We start from the raw sequence: 20,786 nt of genomic DNA on the forward strand, positions 1-20,786 counted from the left end.
GCCCGGGTCGCTCGTGGCGAGGGCCGGAGCGGTCGTCTCCACCGCGGGCGACCCCGTGCGGCCGCGGCGGCGCGTGCGGCCTCCCGAGCGCCCGTACACGAGGTACATCGTGAGGCCCATGATGATCATGAGCAGCACCGTGTAGACGAACGTGATGCTCATCGAGTCGAGGTTGGCCTCGCCCTCGGTGCTCGCCTTGATCGCGATGCCGAGCGGCTCGTACAGCGGCTGGTAGAGGAACACCGCCGCGTCGTAGTCGTCGAGCAGGCTGTTGAAGTTGAGCGCCGTGATGGCGGCGACCGTGGGGATCACGAGCGGCACCAGCACGCGCCGGAAGGTCGTGAGGGAGCGGGCGCCGAGGATCCTCGCCGCGTCCTCGAGCGACTGCGGCACGCTCGCGAACGCCGCCTTCAGCAGGCGCAGCGTGAACGGCACCTTGACGATGATGTAGGCCACGAGCAGCAGCCAGGTCGTGCCCGTGAGCACCTGGCCGCCGATGAGCGGCTGCGGCCGGTCGAACGTCTGCAGGAGCGCCAGCGCGATGAGGATCGTGGGCAGGATCCACGGGATGTGCAGCAGGTACTCGAGCGTCGAGGTGACCCAGTTGCGGTTGCGCTGGATCATGCGCGAGACGAACAGGAGGCCGGCCACCACGATCACGGCGGCCAAAGCGCTGTACACGAGGCTCACGATGAAGGGGCGGAGGACGTCGGGGGATCCGAGCACGGTCGCGTAGTTCCGCAGGGTGAAGGAGTCGAGCGTGATGGTGCCCGTCTGCACGCTCTTCGAGTCGAGGAACGAGAACAGCACGATGAGGATCACGGGCAGCGCGTAGACCACGAACAGCGCGTAGGCCACGACGTGCACCACGGCGTTCACGACGGGGTTCCGGATGCGCTGCTTCTGCAGCGGCGTCGCGACCTTGGCCACCGAGAAGTACACGCCCGACTTCTCGACGCGGTTCATGATCGCGAGCAGCACGATGGTCGCGACGCCCAGCACGATCGCGAGGAGGGCCGCGAGGTCGCGGGAGCTCGTGCTCTTGGAGAACGTGACGATCATCGGCGCGACCGTCTGGAAGCCCGTGCCTCCGAGCACCAGGGGAGCGGTGAGCGCCCCGAGGCCGGTGAGGAACGTGAGCACGGTGACCGCGAAGATCATGGGCCGCAGCGCCGGCAGCACGATCCGGAAGAGGATGCGGCCGGTGCCCGCGCCCATGCTCCGCGCCGCCTCGATGGTCTGGTGGTCGATCGCCGCGAGCGAGGACCGGAGGAAGAGCATGTGGTTCGTCGTCGTGGCGAAGGTCATCACGATGACGACCGCGAAGTAGCCCGAGAACCAGTCGGGGTCGAGGTCGGGGAACGCGCGCTGCGCGATCGCCGTCACGAAGCCGTACCTGCCGTAGATGAAGTTGTAGCCGGCCGCCAGCACGATGCCGCCGTAGATGAGCGTCGTGGCGTAGCCGAGCCAGAGGACGCGGGATCCGCGCACCACGAAGTACTCGGTGACCAGCACGATGAAGATGCCGACCACGTTGACGGTGATCGCGAGGGTCACCGCGAGCAGGAGGCTGTTCCCGACGCTGCGCATCGCCCGGTCGGAGCTGACGAGCTTCTCCAGCGCCCGGCCGCTGAAGGCGCCGTCGGGGAAGAAGGTCGTGACGAGCAGGTTCGCGTTGGGGAACACCAGGAACGTGACGACGAACCACAGCGCGGCGATGAGCACCACGACGCCGAGGGGCGAGCGCAGCAGGGCGCGGACGGGGGTGCGCACGGCTACGACCGGTACTGCAGGATCGCGGACGGGTCGATGCCCACGACGACCTCGGTGCCGGGCGCCAGGGGCGGCGCGCCCGTCTCGGCGACGAGCGCCTCGACGGCGTCGTCCCCGAGGTCGACCCGGTAGGTGCTGTAGGAGCCGTGGTACTTGCGCTCGGCGACCACGCCGTCGATGCGCACGCGGCGGGCGTCCGCCGGGGCGTCGTCGCGGGCGGCCACGGACACCCGCTCGAGCCGCACGTAGGCGCGGCTCGAGGCGTCGAGGCCGGATGCGCCCGCGTCGCGGAGGCGGGCGACCGTCGTGGGGCCGAGCGCGTTGATCGCCCCCACGAACGTGGCGACGAACTCGGTGGCCGACCGGTCGTAGATGTCCTCCGGGGTGCCGACCTGCTCGATCCGCCCGGCGTCGAAGACGGCGATGCGGTCGCTCATCGTGAGCGCCTCCTCCTGGTCGTGCGTGACGTAGACCGTCGTGATCCCGAGCCGGGACTGCAGGCCCTTCAGCTGGTCTCGCAGCTGCACGCGCAGCTTCGCGTCGAGGTTGGACAGCGGCTCGTCGAGGAGCAGGATCCGCGGCTCGAGCACGAGCGCCCGCGCGATGGCGACGCGCTGCTGCTGCCCGCCGGAGAGCTCGGCCACGTTCTTGTCGAGCTGGGCCGCACTCAGCTCGACCTGGTCGGCCATGGCGCGCACGAGCCGGTCGGTCTCCGTCTTGCCGGCCTTCCGCACCGTGAGGCCGAAGGCGATGTTCTGCCGCACCGACATGCTGGGGAAGAGCGCGTAGTTCTGGAACACCATCCCGACCCGGCGCTTCTCGCTGGGCAGCCGCGTCGCGACCTGGCCGTCGATGACGATCTCGCCGCGGCTCGGGTCGACGAAGCCGGCGAGCGTCCGCAGCGCCGTCGTCTTCCCGCAGCCGGACGGCCCGAGGAGGGTGAAGAACTCGCCCTCGTGGATCTCCAGGTCGAGGCCCGGGATCGCCACCTGGTCGCCGAACCTCACCTCGACGTCGTCGAAGCGGATCATCAGGGCAGGTACTCCAGCTCGGTCTTCTCGACCCAGTCGGCGATGTGCTCGCGCACGAAGCCGTAGTCGACGTCCTGCTTGTCGAGCGACTCGATGAGCTCCTTCACGGCAGGGAGGGCCTTCTCGCGCGCGGTCGTGTTGACGGGGTAGCTCGAGAACTGCTCGGCGAACGCGCCCTGCACGTCGGCGCTGCCGAACCAGTCGATGAACGCGCGGGCGCGCTCCTCCTTCTTCGTGCCGGCGATCTCGGCGATCTGCTCGGTCACGAACGGGACGCCGGCCTTCGCGGGGACGACCTCGGTGGTGGTGCCGTACTGCGCGTCGCGCGCCGCGATGCCGCTGGACGCGAGCGTCCCGAAGGAGACCTCGCCGCGGGAGAGGCGCGCGTAGAGGTCGGTGCCCTCGACCGCGGGGGATCCGTTGGCGAAGTAGTCCTCGACGACCTTCCACCCCGCGTCGCTGATGCCGAGGTCGCCGTCGGGATCCTCGTAGGGCGCCAGCAGGCCCGCGAGGATGAGCTGCGGCGTCGCCTCGCCCAGGCGCGTGTTCACCTCGTACTCGCCCTCGTACTCGGACGAGTACAGGTCCGTGACGTCCTTCGGCACGTCGCCGCCCGAGGTCTGCTTCGCGTCGTGCACGGTGACGATGGCCTGCTCCACGAGCGGCCAGTAGGCGCCGTCCTCCGGGTCGCCTGATGCCTGGTCGACCTCGCCCGACCACGCCGGCGTGTACGCCGTGATGGCGTCCTCGGCCTTGAGGTTCTCGAAGTACATGTTGTTGAGGCCGAACACCACGTCGCCGACGGGGTTGTTCTTCTCCGCGACGATGCGGTTGGCGAGGTCGGCGCCGCCGAGGCCCACGATCTGGATGTCGAAGCCCGCCTTCGCCGCCTCGGCGGTGACCCAGTCGCCGCGGCCGTCGCCGTTGGAGTTCGTGTAGACGATGAGGGTGTCGCCCGTGGCGGGGGAGACCGCGGGATCCGCGGTGCCGCTGTCGGCCGACGAGCCGCATCCGCTGAGGGCGAGCCCGGCCGCGACCACGGCGGCGAGCGAGACGGTGAGACGGCGGGCGCGGTTCTTCATGGTGTCCTCTCGGAGTGAGCACGTCGGTGTGCTCGCGGGCGGTCGCGCCGGACCGGCACGAAGTCCCCAGAGTAGGAGCGGGATCCCCGGCGGACCGTTGCGGCGGACGCTGTTGGCTCGCTGTTCAGCATAGGGACACGCCGGACCATTCCCTCGCATGAGGAGCAAGCTGGTCCGGGGCATGTCGCCCGCGCTCGCGGGGGCGGGAATACATAGCCCGTGTATGGGATTCGATACCTCATGACCGAACGCACCACCGCGGGCACGACCCCGACCGACGACCAGGAGCGCACCCGCTGGCAGGCCTTCTGGGTCTGCGTCGGCGTCGCCGCCCTCACCATCCTCGACCTCTCGAAGGTCAACGTCGGCCTCCCGTCGATCGAGGAGTCGCTCGGCGCCGGATCCACCGACCTGCAGCTCATCGTCGCCGGGTACGCCCTCGCCTTCGGCCTGGCCCTCGTGCCCGCCGGCCGCCTCGGCGACATCCGCAGCCGCCGGCTCATGTTCGTGGTCGGCCTCAGCTCCTTCACCATCGCGAGCCTGCTCTGCGCCATCGCGCCGGACGTGGGGACGCTCGTGGTCGCGCGGATCCTGCAGGGCGTCGCCGCCGGCATCCAGATGCCGCAGGTGCTCGGCCTCATCCAGCAGCTCTTCCAGGGGGAGGAGCGGGCGCGCGCCTTCGGCCTGTTCGGCGCCGTCGTCGGCATCTCCACCGCGTTCGGGCCGACGATCGGCGGCCTGCTGATCCAGCTCGGCGGACCCGAGGACGGCTGGCGCCTGCTGTTCTGGATGAACATCCCGCTCGGCATCGTCGCCATCGCGTTCGCGCTCAAGCTGCTGCCGCGACGGCAGGCGAGGCCCGAGGGGAAGACGGGGCTCGACCCCGTGGGCATCGTGCTGCTCGCGATCGCCACGTTCTCGCTCATGCTGCCGTTCGTGCTCACGACCGGCGGGCCCGACGACGACCCGCTCCGGTGGGTGTGGCTCGCCGCGGCCGTCGTCGCGGCCGGGCTATTCGTGGCGTGGGAGCGGCGCTACGAGCGGTCGGGCAGGTCGCCCGTGGTGCACTTCGCCCTCTTCCGCCTCTCCTCGTACCGCAACGGGATCCTCATCGCCACGGCGTACTTCGCCGCCATCCCCGCCGTGTTCCTGCTCACGACGCTGTACCTCCAGCAGGGGCTGGGCCTCGCGCCGGTCTTCGCGGGCATGGTCAGCATCCCGTTCGCGCTGTCGTCCGCGGTCACCGCCTGGATCGGCGGGCGCCTCGTCTCGCGGCTCGGCCGGCAGCTGGTCGTGATCGGCCTGGCCATCGTCGCGGTCGGCATCACGCTGCTGCTCCTCGCCGCGGTCCTCACGCCGCAGGAGGCGACGCCCTGGGCGATGGCCGCGGCCATGCTCGTCGCGGGCGTCGGCGCGGGATTCGTGATCTCGCCGAACCAGACGCTGACGCTCGCCGAGATCCCCGTCACCGAGGGCGGCGTCGCCGGATCCATGGCGCAGGTCGGCCAGCGCGTCGGCACTGCCGTGGGCGTGGCGGCCGCGTCCGCCACGTTCTTCAGCACGCTCTACGCGGAGGCCACGGGCGGCGGGGACGCGAGCCTCGCCGTCTACCACGACGGGTTCCGCAATGGCTTCCTCGTGACGATCGCGCTGGTCGCGGTCGCCCTCACGCTGGGTCTGGTCGACCTCGGGCAGCGTCGCCGCCGTCGCCAGCAGGCCGCGACCGCCTGAGCGGGCGGCGCGGCGCGCGGCCGAGTCGGCTCAGCGTGCGACGACCGCCAGCACGGCGTCGTGGAGGCGCCCGTTGGTGGCGAGCGCGGATCCGTGCCACGGACCCGCGTCGCCGTCGATCGACGTGAACCGTCCGCCGGCCTCCTCGATCACGGGGATGAGCGCGGCCATGTCGTAGGGCTTGAGGTCGTGCTCGCCCGCGATGTCGAGCAGCCCCTCCGCGAGCAGCATGTAGGCCCACATGTCGCCGAAGTCGCGGGAGCGCTTCACACGGGCGGAGAGGTCGAGCAGCTCGTCGAGGCGGTCGGCGTCGCGCCAGCGCTGCACCCCGGCGACGCTCATGGACGCGTCCTCGAGCCGGTCGACGTCGGACACGCGGATCCGTCGCTCCTGCGAGGTCGTGGCCTGCCCGAGCGTGTCGTCGACGTACGCGCCGAGACCGGTCGCGCCCCACCAGCGGCGGCCGAGCGCGGGCGCGCTGACGACGCCGACGACGGGCACGCCGTCGACCGCGAGCGCGATGAGGGTGCCCCACACCGGCACGCCGCGCGCGTAGTTCGAGGTGCCGTCGATCGGGTCGACGATCCACTGCCGGGACGACGAACCGGAGGTGCCGTACTCCTCGCCGAGCACGCTGTCGTGCGGGCGGCTGTCGGCGATGCCGGCGCGGATCGCCCGCTCCACGGACGTGTCGGCGTCGGTGACCCAGCTGGAGTCGGCCTTCGTCTCGATGGCGAGGTCGGCCGAGCGGAAGCGGTCGAGCGAGATGGCGTCGGCCATGTCGGCCAGCTCCCTCGCGAGCCGCAGGTCGGACGACAGGGAGTGCAGGGGTTCGGAGGCCACGGGGGAGAGCCTAGCGATCGGGCCCGCCCCGACCCGTCACTCCGCCTTGGCCGCGTCCGACCGGTTCGCGACGAGGTGCTGGAGGGAGTGCAGGCGCTCGCGCCCGGCGTCGCCCAGCTCGCCCGCCTCGACCCGGTCGACGATCTCCCAGTCGTGCGCCTGGGTCAGCGGGATGCCCCCCGGCGGTTCGCCCTCCGGCAGGTGCGCGTAGCTGGCGAACGAGCGGAGGATGTTGGCCGGATCCACGTGCCCGAGGCCGAACGAGCGGACGCCGGGGGTGTCGATGATCCAGCCGTGCCCGCCGTCGCCCGTCTCGACGCGCATCGAGACGGTGGAGCTCGACGTGTGGCGCCCGCGTCCGGTGACCTGGTTCACGACGCCCGTCGCGCGCTTGGCGTCGGGCACGAGCGCGTTGACGAGCGTCGACTTGCCGACGCCCGAGTGGCCGACCGCGACGGTCGTGCGGTCGGCGAGCAGGGCGCGCAGCTCGTCGAGCGGCACGGCGTCGGAGCGGCTGAGGACGATGGGCACGTCGAGCACGCGGAAGTGGGCGGCGAAGGGCGCGGGGTCGGCGACGTCCGACTTCGTGATGCAGAGGATCGGCTGGATCCCCGCGTCGAAGGCGGCCACGAGGTAGCGGTCGACGAGGCGCGCGCGCGGCTCGGGCTCGGCGGCCGCGACGACGATCAGCATCTGGTCGGCGTTCGCCACGATCACGCGCTCTACGGCGTCCGAGTCGTCGGCGCTGCGGCGGAGGAGCGTGCGTCGCGGGGCGATGCGCACGATGCGCGACAGGCTGCCCTCGTCGCCGGAGGTGTCGCCCACGATGTCGACCCGGTCGTTGGTGACGACGGCCTTCTTGCCGAGCTCCCGGGCGCGCGTCGCGGTCAGCGTGTGCTCGTCGGGGGTGTCCTCGCCGATGAGCACGCCGAACCGCCCGCGGTCGACCGTGAGCACGCGGCCCTCGACCGCGTCGGTGTGGCCGGGGCGCTGCTTGCTGCGCGGCTTGTTGCCCTTGGGGTTGGGTCGAACGCGCACCGAGGACTCGTCGTACGCGTCCCAGACGCCGTCGTCCTCCTCCGGATCCGCGAGCCAGCTCACAGGAGGCCGCCGAGGCCGCCCGGCGCGCCCTGCCCGGTGATGCCGCCGAGCGCGAGCGGGTCGACGGCGGCCCGCGGCGCGCGGCCGAGGAGCGGGCCGAGCCACAGCTCCGGGAACTCGGGCAGCGTCTTCGCGGTCGTGCCGATGTCGTCGATCTCCACGCCCGGGACGGCCAGGCCGATGATCGCGCCCGCGGTCGCCATGCGGTGGTCCTCGTAGGAGCGCCACGGGCCGCCGTGCAGCGGGGCAGGGGAGATCGCGAGCCCGTCCTCGAGCTCGGTGACGGATCCGCCCAGCCCGGTGATCTCCGCGGCCAGCGCGGCGAGGCGATCGGTCTCGTGCCCGCGCAGGTGCCCGATGCCCGTGATGCGGCTGGGCCCGTCCGCGAGGGCCGCGAGCGCGACCAGCGCAGGCGCGAGCTCGCCGCCGGTGCTGAGGTCGAGGTCGACGCCCGGGATGCGTCCGCCCGCGGCGAGGCCCCGGCCGCCGTCCACCACGAGCGCGCCGCCCTCGCGGGTGACGGCCGCGCCGAACCGCGGCAGCAGGTGCGCGAGGTCGGCGCCGACCTGCGTGGTCTCCTCGGGCCAGCCGGGGATCGTCACGCGGCCGCCGGCGACGAGCGCGGCGGCGAGGAACGGCGCGGCGTTCGAGAGGTCGGGCTCGATCCGCACCTCGCGGCCGGCGATGGGGGATCGCGGCACGATCCAGAGGCCGGGCTCGGGGCTCTCGACGACGACGCCGCGCTCGGCGAGCGTGCGGATCGTCATCTCGATGTGCGGCATGCTCGGCAGCGTCCGGCCCGTGTGCCGGAGCCGCAGCCCCTGGGCGAACCGGGGTGCGGCGAGCAGGAGGCCGGAGACGAACTGGCTGGACGCGGAGGCGTCGATGGCGATCTCGCCGCCCGGCACCTCGCCCGTCCCGTAGAGGCTGAACGGCAGCGCGCGGCGGCCGTCGTCGTTCACGTCGACCCCGAGGGCCCTGAGCGCCTCGATGGTGCCGGACATGGGGCGGCGGCGGGCGCTCGGGTCGCCGTCGAAGGAGACGGGGCCGAGGGCCAGCGCGGCCACCGGCGGGAGGAAGCGCATCACGGTGCCGGCGAGGCCGCACTCGATGGTGACGCCGCCCGCGAGCTCCGCCGGGGTGATCCGGAGGTCCGGGCCGAACGCGCCGTCGCCGTCGACCTCCTCGATCACCGTGCCGAGGGACCGCAGCGCCTCGATCATCAGACGCGTGTCGCGCGAACGGAGCGGCGCCCGCAGCGTCGAGGGGGCGTCCGCGAGGGCGGACAGCACGAGCTCGCGGTTGGTGAGGCTCTTGGATCCCGGCAGCGCCACGGTCGCGTCGAGCGGGCCGTCGGCCACGGGCGCGGCCCACGGCCCGTCGTCCGTCGGCACGGGCGCGTGGGTCCGGTCGTCGTCGTACGGGCTGAAGGTCGGACCGGAATACCTGAAGATCTCCATGGGTTCACCAGAGTACCGGGCACGCGTCCGGCAGGCCCGGATCCCGGGCCGGGAAGGATCACCCGTGATCACGAGGACAGCACCGGCGGCCCCGTCCGTCGAGCTCGTGCGCGCCGTAGAATCTGCCTTGATGGCCACTTCAGGGAACACCAGTCACGACGCGCCGGCCGACACCACCGGGGGCGACGCACCCACCGCGTCGGCCGCGCCCGCGGAGCTCGTGGAGGCCGTCGTGCACTCCACCGAGGAGGCCGCGGACCAGCACGAGGCCGACGAGGCCCAGGCCGAGGAGCCGCGCCCCGCCCAGCCGGGCGACAACCGCGAGCTCTTCGAGGAGCAGGCGCTCCCCTACATCGACCAGCTGTACGCGGCGGGCCTGCGCATGACGCGCAACCCCGCCGACGCGCAGGACCTGGTGCAGGAGACGTTCGTGAAGGCCTACACGGCCTTCCACCAGTTCAAGCAGGGCACGAACCTCAAGGCCTGGCTGTACCGGATCCTCACGAACACCTTCATCAACAACTACCGCAAGAAGCAGCGGGACCCCTACAACGGCACCATCGACGAGCTCGAGGACTGGCAGCTGGGCGGCGCGACGAGCGCCACGGCCACCACCACGCGCTCCGCCGAGGCCGAGGCCATCGACCACCTCCCGGACAGCACCGTCAAGGACGCCCTGCAGTCCATCCCCGAGGACTTCCGGATGGCCGTCTACTTCGCGGACGTCGAGGGCTTCTCCTACCAGGAGATCGCCGACATCATGAAGACCCCCGTGGGCACCGTCATGAGCCGCCTGCACCGCGGCCGCCGGATGCTGCGGAGCCTGCTTTCCGACTACGCGCGCGAGCGGGGCATCTCCACCGCGCACCTCACTGGAGCGACCAAATGAGCGACTGCGGCTGCGACAAGGCCAAGAAGGATCTCGAGGAGTACCTGCACCACGAGCTCGACAAGGCGGACGCCGCCGACATCCGCGAGCACATGGCGAACTGCCCGGACTGCGCGCGCGAGCACCGCGTCGGCGTCGTCCTGCGGGACACCGTGCGCCGCGCCTGCACCGAGGCGGCCCCGGAGGACCTGCGCACGCAGGTGATGGAGAAGCTGCGGGCCATCCAGGCCACCCACTGACCGATGCGGTCCCGCTCGGCGGGTAGCCTCGGGACGTGACCAATGCGATCCAGTCCCTCGGGACGCCGTCTCCTGAAGACCTCACCGTCATCGTCGAGCTGCTCCGGCTGCTCGACTACGAGGTGGACGAGGAGCGCGTCGCCGCGCGGCTCTCGCGCATGACCGCGGCGGCCGGACACGAGACGTGGGTGGTCCGCGACGACGCGGGCGACATCGCGGGTCTCGCGGGCGGCCACCTCATGTGGGGCCTCGCCGACGACGAGCCGATGGCGCAGCTCATCATCCTGGTCGTGCGCGAGGGGCGACAGGCCGGCGGCATCGGATCCGACCTCATCCGCCACTACGAGGCGTGGGCGCGCGGGCACGGCGCCACGCGGTTCCTAGCGACCTCGGCGGCCGCACGCGACAACGTCACGCGCTTCTACGCCCGACGCGGCTACCACGCGTCCGGCATCCGCTACTCGAAGCTCGGCTGACCGTACGGCGGCGCACCCGGCCGCACCACAGCCGACATGACGAGAGGCCCGGTCCCCCAGGGGACCGGGCCTCTCGTCGTCTCGGGCGCGGAGCCCGCGCGGATCACTCCGCGGTGGCCCGCGCGATCAGGTCCGTCTGCTCGGTCGCGTGCCGCTTGCTCGAGCCGGCGGCGGGCGACGCCGCTGCAGGACGCGAGACGACCCGCACGGCGCGGTCGGGCAGGACCCGGCCGAGCTCCACGTGCACGAACGGCCACGCCCCCTGGTTCTCGGGCTCGTCCTGCACCCAGACGACCTCGGCGTCCGGGTAGGACTCGACGACCCGCTTCACCTGCTCCTCGGGGAACGGGTAGAACTGCTCGAGCCGGACGAGGGCGATGGACGTGTCCTGGCGCTTCTCCAGCTCGCCGAGCAGGTCGTAGTGCACCTTGCCGGAGTGGAGCAGCACGCGTCGTACGGCGCCGCGGTCCTCGATGCGCACATCGTCGATGACCGGCTCGAACCGGCCGGACGTGAACGCCTCGACGTCGCTCGTCGCGCCGCGGAGGCGCAGCATGGCCTTCGGGGTGAAGACCACGAGCGGGCGGCGGGGCCGGGAGTACGCCTGGCGGCGCAGCAGGTGGAAGTACGACGCGGGCGTCGACGGCCGTGCGACCGTCATGTTCTGCTCGGCGCAGAGCTGCAGGAACCGCTCGATGCGCGCCGACGAGTGGTCGGGACCCTGGCCCTCGTAGCCGTGCGGCAGCAGCAGCACGACGCTCGAGCGCTGGCCCCACTTCTGCTCGGCCGAGGAGATGAACTCGTCGATGATGGTCTGCGCGCCGTTGGCGAAGTCGCCGAACTGCGCCTCCCAGAGCACCAGCGCGTCGGGCCGCTCGACCGAGTAGCCGTACTCGAAGCCCATGGCCGCGTACTCGCTGAGCAGCGTGTCGTAGATCCAGAAGCGCGCCTGGCGGTCGCTGAGGTTCGCGAGCGGCAGCCACTCCTGGCCGTTGTCGCGGTCGTGCAGCACCGCGTGGCGCTGGACGAACGTCCCGCGGCGCGAGTCCTGGCCGGCGAGGCGGACGGGCGTGTTCTCCAGCAGCAGGGATCCGATGGCGAGGAGCTCGCCGAAGGCCCAGTCGATGGATCCGTTGCGGCTCATGTCGAGGCGCTTGCGCATGAGCGCCTGCAGCTTCGGGTGGACGGAGAAGCCCTGCGGCGGGTTGTCGTGCGCGTCGCCGACCGCGTGGACGACCGCCTCGGAGACGCCGGTGGTCTCGGGCTCGCCGTGCCCGTCGTCCTGCTGGGAGTCGGGACGCTCGAGGTCCGCGACGGCGCCGGCGTCCTCGGTCTGGATGGGGATGGACGAGGTCTGCGCCGCGTGCGTCTCGGCGAAGGCGCGCTCCAGGCGGTCCTGGAAGTCCTTCTGCGCCGCGTCGTACTCCTCCTGCGTGATGTCGCCGCGACCGACGAGCGCCTCCGTGTACAGCTTCCGCACCGAGCGCTTGGCCTCGATGAGGTTGTACATGAGGGGCTGCGTCATCGACGGGTCGTCGCCCTCGTTGTGGCCGCGTCGGCGGTAGCAGACGAGGTCGATGACGACGTCCTTCTTGAACTCCTGGCGGAACTCGAAGGCGAGGTGCGCGACGCGCGCCACGGCCTCCGGGTCGTCCCCGTTCACGTGGAAGATCGGCGCCTGGATGCTCTTGGCCACGTCGGTCGAGTACACCGACGAGCGGGACTCGGACGGCGGCGTGGTGAAGCCCACCTGGTTGTTGATCACGATGTGGACCGTGCCGCCCGTGCGGTAGGCGCGCAGCTGCGAGAGCTGCAGGGTCTCGAAGACCACGCCCTGGCCGGCCATCGAGGCGTCGCCGTGCACGAGGATCGGCAGGACGGAGAAGGTCCCGATGGGCTTCCGGTCCTGCTTGGCGCGGACGATGCCCTCGAGCACGCCGTTGACGGCCTCGAGGTGCGACGGGTTCGCCGCGAGGTACACCGGCATCTCCTCGCCGTGCACGCCGCGGAAGGTGCCCTCGGTGCCGAGGTGGTACTTCACGTCGCCGGATCCCTGCACGGTGCGCGGGTCCTGCGTGCCCTCGAACTCGCGGAAGATCTGGCCGTAGCTCTTGCCCGCGATGTTGGTGAGGACGTTGAGGCGGCCGCGGTGGGCCATGCCGATCGCGACCTCGTCGAGCCCGTGGTCCGCCGCTCCCTGGAGCAGCGTGTCGAGGAGCGAGATGGTGGACTCGCCGCCCTCGAGGCTGAAGCGCTTCTGCCCGACGTACTTGGTCTGCAGGAACGTCTCGAAGGCCTCCGACTCGTTGAGCTTGGAGAGGATGCGCATCTGCTCGTCGTGCGTCGGCTTCGCGTAGGGCTGCTCGACCTTGCCCTGGATCCAGCGGCGCTCGTCGGGCTGCTGGATGTGCATGTACTCGATGCCGATGGTGCGGCAGTACGAGTCGCGCAGGATGCCGAGCACGTCGCGGAGGAGCGCCTGGCGGCGGCCGCCGAAGCCGTCGGTGACGAACTCCCGGTCGAGGTCCCAGAAGGTGAGCCCGTGGTTCGTGATCTCGAGGTCCGGGTGCGTGCGCTGCTGGTACTCGAGCGGGTCGATGTCCGCCATGAGGTGCCCGCGGACGCGGTAGGCGTTGATGAGCTCCTGCACGCGGCTGGTCTTGGAGACCCGCTCGGAGAGGTCGACGTTGATGTCGGTGGCCCACTGGATCGGGTCGTACGGGATGCGCAGCGCCGCGAAGATGTCCTCGTAGAAGCCGTGCTGGCCGATGAGGCGCTCGTGCACGATCTTGAGGAACTCGCCCGAGCCCGCGCCCTGGATGACGCGGTGGTCGTAGGTGCTGGTGAGCGTGATCGTCTTGCCGATGCCGAGCTCGACGAGCGTCTTGGGGCTGGAGCCCTGGAACTCGGCCGGGTACTCGAGGGCGCCGGCGCCGATGATGGCGCCCTGGCCCTTCATCAGGCGCGGCACGGAGTGGACCGTGCCGATGCCGCCCGGGTTGGTGAGGGAGATCGTGGTGCCGGCGAAGTCGCCCGCGGCGAGCTTGTTGGAGCGCGCCTTCTTCACCAGCTCCTCGTACGCCGTGAGGAACTCGCCGAAGGTCATGGCCTCGGCGCCCTTGATGCTCGGGACGAGGAGCGCGCGCGTGCCGTCGGGCTTCGGCATGTCGATCGCGATGCCGAGGTTGATGTGCGCGGGGGAGACGACGCTGGGCTTGCCGTCGACCTCGTCGTAGTGCACGTTCTGGCTCGGGAACTCCTTGAGCGCCTGGATGAGCGCCCAGCCGATGAGGTGCGTGAACGAGACCTTGCCGCCGCGGGCGCGCTTCAGGTGGTTGTTGATGACGATGCGGTTGTCGATCATCAGCTTCGCCGGGATCGTGCGGACGCTCGTCGCGGTGGGGATGGTGAGGGACGCGTCCATGTTGGTCGCGAGCGACTTCGCCATGCCGCGGAGCGGGGAGACCTCGTCCTCGCCGGGCGGGGTGGGCTCGGCGCCCTTCTTGGCCGGCGCCTTCGCGGGGGCCTGGGCGGGGATCGGCTGCTGCTTCGGCGCGATGCTCGTCGTGCGCGCGGCGGGCTGGGATCCGGTCGCGGGCTGCTGCGCCTGCGCGTCGGGCTGCTCGGCCGACGCGGGAGCCGGCGTCGGCGCCGGGGTGCCCGTGTTGGTCGTCGCGGGAGCCGAGGTGGACTCGGAGTCCGGGATCTGCGCCTCGGCGGTCCGGTCGCCGGTCGCCGGCGTCGCCTCGCGGCCCTCGATCACGGTCGCGTGGTAGTTCTCGAGGATCGGCCACCAGCTTCGGTCGACGGAGTCCTTGTCGACCACGAACCTCTCGTACATCTCGTCGACGAGCCATTCGTTGGCTCCGAAGTCGCCCGTGGAACCGTCATCGGTCCCCGTACCAGTCACCTGGCTCGACACAGTTGATCGCCCGCTCTCTTGCTGTTGGTCGTCTGCCTCGCGCGGCCCGTTCGCGTCCGCGCGTCCACGATGACCCAGCCTAAACCTTCCCCCGGTCGGCCTGACGGGAGCGGCGCGTCGGGAGCGCGGCCCCGTCGGCGGCCTGGCGCGCGCCCGGACGGCGGTCTAGCGTCGGGGCATGAGGTTCACCGGAGAGGCTCCCGCCCACGACCTGACCTACTCCGACGTGTTCCTGAGCCCGGGCCGGTCCGACGTCGCGAGCCGGATGGACGTCGACCTCGCCCCGGGCGACGGCACGCCGTGCACCATCCCGGTGGTCGCGAGCAACATGGGGTCGGTCACCGGCCCGCGCCTCGCGGCCGTGCTCGCGCGGCGCGGCGGCATCGGGATCCTGCCGCAGGACCTCCGGCCGCAGGAGCTGGACGCCGCGATCCACCGGGTCAAGGACCAGCCCGTCGCCTACGACTCGCCGCTCGAGCTGCCGCCCGACGCCACCGCCGGCCAGGCGCGCGAGCTGCTGCCTCCCATCGCGGGGCACGGCATCGTGCTGCGCGACGCCGACGGCGAGATGATCGGCTGCCTCGAGGGCACGCAGCTCGCCGGCGTGCCCGACGGCACGCGGCTCGGCGACCTGCCCCACGGCGCTCTCGCCTCCCTCGACGCCGACGACGTGCCCACGGGCCGCGCGGCCTTCGACCTGATGCACGCCGCCGGGATCGACTTCGCGCCCGTGCTCGCCCATGGCCGGCTCGTCGGCACGCTCAGCCGCCGCAGCGCGCTGCGGTCCACCGTCTACGCGCCGGCGGTCGACGGCCACGGGCGCCTCGCGGTCGGCGCGGCCGTCGGCGTGAACGGCGATCCCGTCGGCCGGGCCCGCGCGCTCCTCGCGGCCGGCGTCGACGTGCTCGTGCTCGACACGGCGCACGGGCACCAGGAGGCGATGATCCGCGCCATCCGCGACGTCCGCGCCCTGGACCCGCACGTGCCCCTCGTCGCCGGCAACGTCGTCACCGCCGAGGGCGCGCGCGACCTCGTGGAGGCGGGCGCGGACATCGTCAAGGTGGGCGTCGGCCCCGGCGCCATGTGCACCACGCGCATGATGACCGCCGTCGGCCGGCCGCAGTTCTCGGCGGTGCTCGACACGGCCGAGGCCGCGCGCGCCGCCGGGGCCCTCGTCTGGGCGGACGGGGGAGTGCGGTACCCGCGGGACGTCGCGCTGGCCCTCGCCGCGGGCGCTGCCAGCGTGATGATCGGATCCTGGTTCGCGGGCACCGTCGAGTCGCCCGGCCGGCTCCTCGTCGACGACGACGGCGGGCTCGCCAAGGAGAGCTGGGGCATGGCGTCGACGCGCGCCGTGCAGGAGCGGTTCGGCCGGCGCGAGGCCTTCGAGCTGGCGCGCCGCACCCTGTTCGCCGAGGGGATCTCGACCAGCCGCATCCGCATCGACCCGCTCCGCCCCGGCCTCGAGGACTTGCTCGACACGATCACCTCCGGCGTCCGCAGCGCGTTTACCTACGCCGGGGCGCGCACGCGGACCGAGTTCGCCGAGCGGGCCGCGGTCGGGATCCAGTCCGCGGCGGGCTACGAGGAGGGCAAGCCCCTGCCGGTCGGCTGGTGAGCCCCGGTATGCTCGACGGACGATGGACGACCCCCCTCCTGCTCATAGACCCCCGCTGCGCGCGCCCCTCCGACTGAAGCCGGCCGCGCGCCCGGCGCACGGGAGCCATCCCCTTGCATGAATGGCTCCTCCTCGCCGTCGGTCTCCTCCTGACCCTCGGCACCGGCCTCTTCGTGGCCAGCGAGTTCGCGCTCGTCAACCTGGACCGCTCCGACCTCGAGAAGCGCCAGGAGCGCGGCGAGAAGCGGCTCGGCCCGCCCATCCGCGCGCTCCGCATCACCTCGACCCACCTCTCCAGCGCCCAGCTCGGCATCACGCTGACGACGCTGCTCACCGGGTACACGATGGAGCCGGCGCTCAGCCTGCTGCTCGCCGGTCCGTTCACGTCCGCCGGCCTCTCCGAGGGGCTCGTCCCCCCGGTGTCGACCGTCGTGGCGCTCGTCGTCGCGACCCTGCTGTCGATGATCATCGGCGAGCTCGTGCCGAAGAACTTCGCGCTGGCCCTGCCGCGCGAGACGGCCAAGCTCGTGATCCCCTTCCAGGCCCTGTTCACCACGGTGTTCAAGCCGGCCGTGCTGCTGCTCAACAACAGCGCCAACGGGATCCTGCGGCTCGTCGGCATCGAGCCCAAGGAGGAGCTGTCGGGCGCCCGGAGCGCCGAGGAGCTGTCGTCGCTCGTGCGCCGCTCCGCGCTCGCCGGCCTCCTCGAGGACGACACCGCGATGCTCCTCAGCCGCACGCTGCGCTTCGCCGACCTCACGGCGTCGGACGTCATGACGCCGCGCCTCCGCGTCAAGTCGGTCGAGCGCACCGACAGCGCGCAGACAGTGATCGAGCTGGCCATGACCACCGGCTACTCGCGCTTCCCCGTGACGGACGACGGCGTCGACGACGTCATCGGACTCGTGCACGTGAAGCAGGCCGTCGCCGTGCCGCGTGAGAAGCGCGCGCTCGTGCCCGTCACCGCGCTGCAGTCCGAGGCGATCCGCGTGCCCGAGACCATGAAGCTCGACGACCTCCTCGGCGAGCTGCGCGGCCGAGGGTTCCAGATGGCCGTGGTCGTCGACGAGTACGGCGGCACCGCGGGCGTCGCGACGCTGGAGGACCTGGTCGAGGAGCTGGTCGGCGAGCTCGCCGACGAGCACGACCGCACCCGCGCGGGCGTCGTGCGCTCGCGCGACTCGCTGACGTTCCCCGGCATGCTGCGGCCCGACGAGCTCCTCGAGCGCACGGGCCTCCGCATCCCCGACGAGGGGCCGTACGAGACCGCGGCGGGCTTCGTCATGAGCGAGCTCGGCCGCCTGCCCGTCGTGGGCGACGAGCTCGAGCTCGAGAGCGGCACCCTGCGGGTCGAGCGGCTCGACGGGCGGCGCATCGACCGGATCCGCTTCACCCCCGTGCCCGAGCCCGTCGCCACCGCGGTCGGCACCACGCGCGCCGAGCGCCAGGCGGACCGCCAGGCCGAGCGACAGGCCGACCGCGAGGCCGGACGACAGGCGGACGCGGAACGCGCCGCCATGAGGAAGGAGCCGTCCCGTGGGTGAGTACGCCGGGGGGATCATCGCGCTCGTCGTGCTGCTCGCCGTCAACGCCTTCTTCGTCGGCGCCGAGTTCGCGGTGATCTCCGCGAAGCGGTCGCAGATCGAGCCGCGCGCCGAGGAGGGAAGCCGCGCCGCGCGCGTCACGCTCTACGCGATGGAGCACGCGACGCTCATGCTCGCGACCACGCAGCTCGGCATCACGGTGTGCTCGCTGCTGATCCTCAACGTGTCGGAGCCCGCGATCCACCACCTGCTGGAGATCCCGCTGGGCGCGACGGGGCTCCCGGAGGAGGCGATCTCGACCATCGCGTTCGTCATCGCGCTGCTCATCGTGTCGTTCCTGCACGTGGTGCTCGGCGAGATGGTGCCGAAGAACATCTCGTTCTCGGTGCCGGATCGCGCGGCGCTGCTGCTCGCGCCGCCGCTCGTCGGCATCGCGCGCGTGGTGAAGCCGCTCATCGTGGCCCTCAACGCGATCTCGAACACGGTGCTGCGCGCGTTCAAGGTCGAGCCGAAGGACGAGGCCGCGAGCGCGTTCACGCTCGACGAGGTCCAGGGGATCGTCGACCAGTCGACGCGCGAGGGGCTCCTGGAGGACCGGACGGGGGCGCTCACCGCGGCGTTCGAGTTCACGGGCAAGAAGGTGCAGGACATCGCGATCCCGCTGGGCGCGCTCGTCAGCCTGCCCGAGACCACGAGCCCTTCCGAGGTCGAGCGCGCGGTCGCGCGGCACGGCTTCTCGCGGTACGTGATCGTGGACGGCGCGGGGGAGCCGTCGGGCTACCTGCACCTCAAGGACGTCATCGACCTCGACGAGGCGGACGAGTTCGTGCGGCCCGTGCCGGCTAAGCGGATCCGCCAGCTGGTGTCGGTCTTCGAGGGCACCGAGCTCGAGGACGCCCTCGCGATGATGCGGCGCTCCGGCGCGCACCTCGCCCGCGCGTTCACGGAGGCCGGGGAGACGACGGGCGTGCTCTTCCTCGAGGACATCATCGAGGAGCTCGTCGGCGAGGTGCAGGACGCCACCCGGCGCGTCTGACCCGCACGCACGACGGCGCGGCACCCGCCTCGGGTGCCGCGCCGTCGTGCGTGCGGAGCGGCGTCGGGTCAGGCGGCCCAGCGCGCGCGGTCGTACTGCTTGGGCCAGTAGTCGATCTCGACGCCCAGCTCGTGCGCGGCCCGCAGCGCGAAGTGCGGGTCGCGCAGCATCTCGCGGCCGAGCATCACGGCGTCCGCGCGGCCCTCGGCGACGACGGCCTCGGCCTGCGCGGGCTCGGTGATGAGGCCGACGGCGTTGAGGGCGACCTTCGCGTGCTCCTTCACGTACTCGGCGAAGGGCACCTGGTAGCCGGGCGCGACCGGGATCGTGACGCCCGTCGTGTTGCCGCCCGTGGAGATGTCGAAGAAGTCGGCGCCGTGCTCGGCGGCCCAGCCGGCGACCGTCGCGGTCTGCGCCTCGTCCCAGCCGGCCTCGCCCGCCCAGTCGGTGGCCGAGAAGCGCACCAGCAGCGGGACGTCGGGGAGCTCGGCGCGCACCGCGTCGATCACCTGGAGCAGGAGGCGTGCCCGGTTCTCGAGGCTGCCGCCGAACTCGTCGTCGCGGTGGTTGCTGAGGGGCGACAGGAACTGGTGCATGAGGTACCCGTGCGCGGCGTGGATCTCGAGCACGTCGAAGCCCGCGTCCATCGAGCGGCGGGCGGCCGCGGCGAAGTCGTCGACGACCTTGCGGAGCCCGTCGGCGTCGAGCGCGACCGGCGTGCCGTAGCCGGGGAACGGCTCGGCGGACGGCGCGACCGTCTCCCAGCCGCCCTCCTCGGCGGGCATGGTGCCGCGGCCGGAGAAGGAGTAGGTGGAGGCCTTGCGGCCGGCGTGCGCGAGCTGGATCGCGGCGACCGCGCCCATCTCGTGGATGAATTCGACGATCGGCTTCCACGCGTCGCGCTGCGCGTCGTCCCAGATGCCGGTGTCCTCGGGCGTGATGCGCGCCTCGGGGCTGACCCCGGTGGCCTCGGCCATCACGAGGCCCGCGCCGCCGCGTGCGAACGAGCCGAGGTGCGCGAGGTGCCAGGCGCCGGGCACGCCGTCGCGCGCGTCGATGCTGTACTGGCACATCGGCGCGACCCAGATGCGGTTGCGGGCGGTGACGCCGCGCACGGTGATCGGCTCGAAGAGCGGGGACGTGGTCATGGGGATCCTTCCAGGCGGGCGGCCGCTGGCCTCGCGAGGAGGCGCGGCGCGCGGGGACGGGCGGAGGGCGTCGTCGGCCTCATGGACCCAAGGCCCGGCGCGGTCGCCGCATTCCCGCGCGCCTATCGTGAGGGCATGAGCGACGCGCACCACGACCACGCACCCGACGGCTGGATCCGGCAGGACGCGGAGCGCACGCGCCGGGCGATCCGCCTCCCGCGCGACGACGACGACAAGTACACGCGCGGCGTGCTCGGGGTGCGGACGGGCTCCGACCGCTACCCGGGCGCCGCGGTCCTCGGCGTCGAGGCCGCCGCGCGCACGGGCGTCGGCATGATCCGCTACCTCGGCCCCGCCGGCGCCTCCGCCTCCGTGCTCGCCCGGCGCCCCGAGGTCGTCACGGCCGACGGTCGCGTGCAGGCGTGGCTGGTCGGATCCGGCATGGACCAGGCGCACCGCGACGACGCCGCGACGGACCAGATCATCGCCGCGCTCGAGCAGGGCCTGCCCTCGGTCGTCGACGCCGGCGCGCTCGACCTGGTCGGCCGCGCGACGGGCCCCGTGGTGGTCACGCCGCACTTCCGCGAGCTGTCCCGGCTGCTGGACGGCGCCGGGATCCTCGCGTCGGCGGAGGAGATCGCCTCGGACGCGCCGGGCTGGGCCGAGCGCGCGGCGCGGGAGCTCGGCGTGTGCGTGCTGCTCAAGGGGGCGACGACGCTCGTGGTGGGGGGATCGACGCGCATCGCCGTGCGCGCCGGGACGCCGTGGCTCGCGACGGCCGGATCCGGCGACGTCCTCGGCGGCGTCCTGGGTGCGCTCGTCGCGGGTGCCTCCGCGCGCATCGCCGACGCGGCGGATCCGCTCGCCGACCTCGCGGAGGTGGCGGCCGCCGC

The 20,786-nt window shown here is 72.3% G+C and carries 16 protein-coding genes; 8 read left to right on the top strand and 8 right to left on the bottom strand.

Annotated features, from left to right (window positions below):
* The 3 genes from DZG00_RS03020 to DZG00_RS03030 form a co-directional block, all read right to left on the bottom strand.
* Nucleotides 1–1,773, bottom strand: a 1,773-nt coding sequence (locus DZG00_RS03020) for an ABC transporter permease (RefSeq protein WP_147359912.1), incomplete at its 3' end; no start/stop codon positions are given.
* Nucleotides 1,774–1,775: 2 nt separating this feature from the next.
* Entirely contained in the window at nt 1,776–2,804 is a 1,029-nt protein-coding gene (locus DZG00_RS03025) for an ABC transporter ATP-binding protein (protein ID WP_119455368.1), read from the bottom strand.
* Nucleotides 2,804–3,886, bottom strand: a complete 1,083-nt coding sequence (locus tag DZG00_RS03030; RefSeq protein WP_119382479.1) for an extracellular solute-binding protein — start codon at nt 3,884–3,886, stop codon at nt 2,804–2,806. Before DZG00_RS03030 ends, DZG00_RS03025 begins: the two co-directional genes overlap by 1 nt.
* A gap of 240 nt (nt 3,887–4,126) precedes the next feature.
* Between DZG00_RS03030 and DZG00_RS03035 the strand changes: the two genes are divergently transcribed.
* A complete protein-coding gene (locus tag DZG00_RS03035; RefSeq protein ID WP_119382478.1) occupies nt 4,127–5,617 on the top strand; it encodes an MFS transporter in 1,491 nt (496 codons plus the stop codon).
* Nucleotides 5,618–5,647: 30 nt separating this feature from the next.
* On the opposite strand, the gene DZG00_RS03040 is transcribed toward DZG00_RS03035, so the two are convergent.
* Genes DZG00_RS03040 through aroA form a run of 3 tightly spaced genes read right to left on the bottom strand, consistent with a single transcriptional unit; the run spans nt 5,648 to nt 9,021 of the window.
* Nucleotides 5,648–6,460, bottom strand: coding sequence for an inositol monophosphatase family protein (locus tag DZG00_RS03040; RefSeq protein WP_119382477.1), 813 nt, complete (start codon nt 6,458–6,460; stop codon nt 5,648–5,650).
* A gap of 36 nt (nt 6,461–6,496) precedes the next feature.
* Entirely contained in the window at nt 6,497–7,561 is a 1,065-nt protein-coding gene (rsgA, locus tag DZG00_RS03045; RefSeq protein ID WP_119382476.1) for a ribosome small subunit-dependent GTPase A, read from the bottom strand.
* Nucleotides 7,558–9,021: a 3-phosphoshikimate 1-carboxyvinyltransferase gene (gene aroA, locus DZG00_RS03050; RefSeq protein WP_119455369.1), complete on the bottom strand. Its 1,464-nt coding sequence runs from the start codon at nt 9,019–9,021 to the stop codon at nt 7,558–7,560. Before aroA ends, rsgA begins: the two co-directional genes overlap by 4 nt.
* Before the next feature lie 130 nt (nt 9,022–9,151).
* Here aroA and DZG00_RS03055 point away from each other — a divergent pair, with 130 nt between their 5' ends.
* From DZG00_RS03055 to DZG00_RS03065, 3 genes are read left to right on the top strand one after another with little or no spacing between them, the layout of a single operon-like run.
* Nucleotides 9,152–9,910: a sigma-70 family RNA polymerase sigma factor gene (locus DZG00_RS03055; protein WP_304650927.1), complete on the top strand. Its 759-nt coding sequence runs from the start codon at nt 9,152–9,154 to the stop codon at nt 9,908–9,910.
* Nucleotides 9,907–10,149: a mycothiol system anti-sigma-R factor gene (rsrA, locus tag DZG00_RS03060; protein WP_015490009.1), complete on the top strand. Its 243-nt coding sequence runs from the start codon at nt 9,907–9,909 to the stop codon at nt 10,147–10,149. The genes DZG00_RS03055 and rsrA overlap by 4 nt, the downstream gene beginning before the upstream one ends.
* 35 nt (nt 10,150–10,184) lie before the next feature.
* Nucleotides 10,185–10,625, top strand: coding sequence for a GNAT family N-acetyltransferase (locus DZG00_RS03065; protein ID WP_119382278.1), 441 nt, complete (start codon nt 10,185–10,187; stop codon nt 10,623–10,625).
* A 103-nt stretch (nt 10,626–10,728) separates the two neighbouring features.
* Here DZG00_RS03065 and DZG00_RS03070 read toward each other — a convergent pair whose 3' ends face one another.
* The gene (locus DZG00_RS03070; protein ID WP_119455370.1) at nt 10,729–14,547 is read right to left on the bottom strand and encodes a multifunctional oxoglutarate decarboxylase/oxoglutarate dehydrogenase thiamine pyrophosphate-binding subunit/dihydrolipoyllysine-residue succinyltransferase subunit; all 3,819 of its coding nucleotides are present in this window, start codon (nt 14,545–14,547) and stop codon (nt 10,729–10,731) included.
* Nucleotides 14,548–14,725: 178 nt separating this feature from the next.
* Here DZG00_RS03070 and guaB1 point away from each other — a divergent pair, with 178 nt between their 5' ends.
* From guaB1 to DZG00_RS03085, 3 genes are all read left to right on the top strand, one after another.
* Entirely contained in the window at nt 14,726–16,165 is a 1,440-nt protein-coding gene (gene guaB1, locus DZG00_RS03075; RefSeq protein ID WP_119382194.1) for a GMP reductase, read from the top strand.
* Nucleotides 16,166–16,278: 113 nt separating this feature from the next.
* Complete coding sequence (locus DZG00_RS03080; RefSeq protein WP_119382195.1) at nt 16,279–17,709, top strand: hemolysin family protein; 1,431 nt, start codon at nt 16,279–16,281, stop codon at nt 17,707–17,709.
* Nucleotides 17,702–18,745, top strand: a complete 1,044-nt coding sequence (locus tag DZG00_RS03085; protein ID WP_119382196.1) for a hemolysin family protein — start codon at nt 17,702–17,704, stop codon at nt 18,743–18,745. The genes DZG00_RS03080 and DZG00_RS03085 overlap by 8 nt, the downstream gene beginning before the upstream one ends.
* 68 nt (nt 18,746–18,813) lie before the next feature.
* Here the strand turns inward: DZG00_RS03085 and DZG00_RS03090 are convergent, their stop codons facing one another.
* On the bottom strand, nt 18,814–19,893 hold the full coding sequence (locus DZG00_RS03090) for an NADH:flavin oxidoreductase/NADH oxidase (RefSeq protein WP_119382197.1): 1,080 nt from the start codon (nt 19,891–19,893) through the stop codon (nt 18,814–18,816).
* 135 nt (nt 19,894–20,028) lie between these two features.
* On the opposite strand from DZG00_RS03090, the gene DZG00_RS03095 reads away from it, so the two are divergent.
* On the top strand, nt 20,029–20,786 hold a 758-nt coding region (locus DZG00_RS03095; protein ID WP_375342491.1), incomplete at its 3' end, for an ADP-dependent NAD(P)H-hydrate dehydratase.

The organism is Clavibacter lycopersici, assembly GCF_003576405.1.
GTDB lineage: Bacteria > Actinomycetota > Actinomycetes > Actinomycetales > Microbacteriaceae > Clavibacter > Clavibacter lycopersici.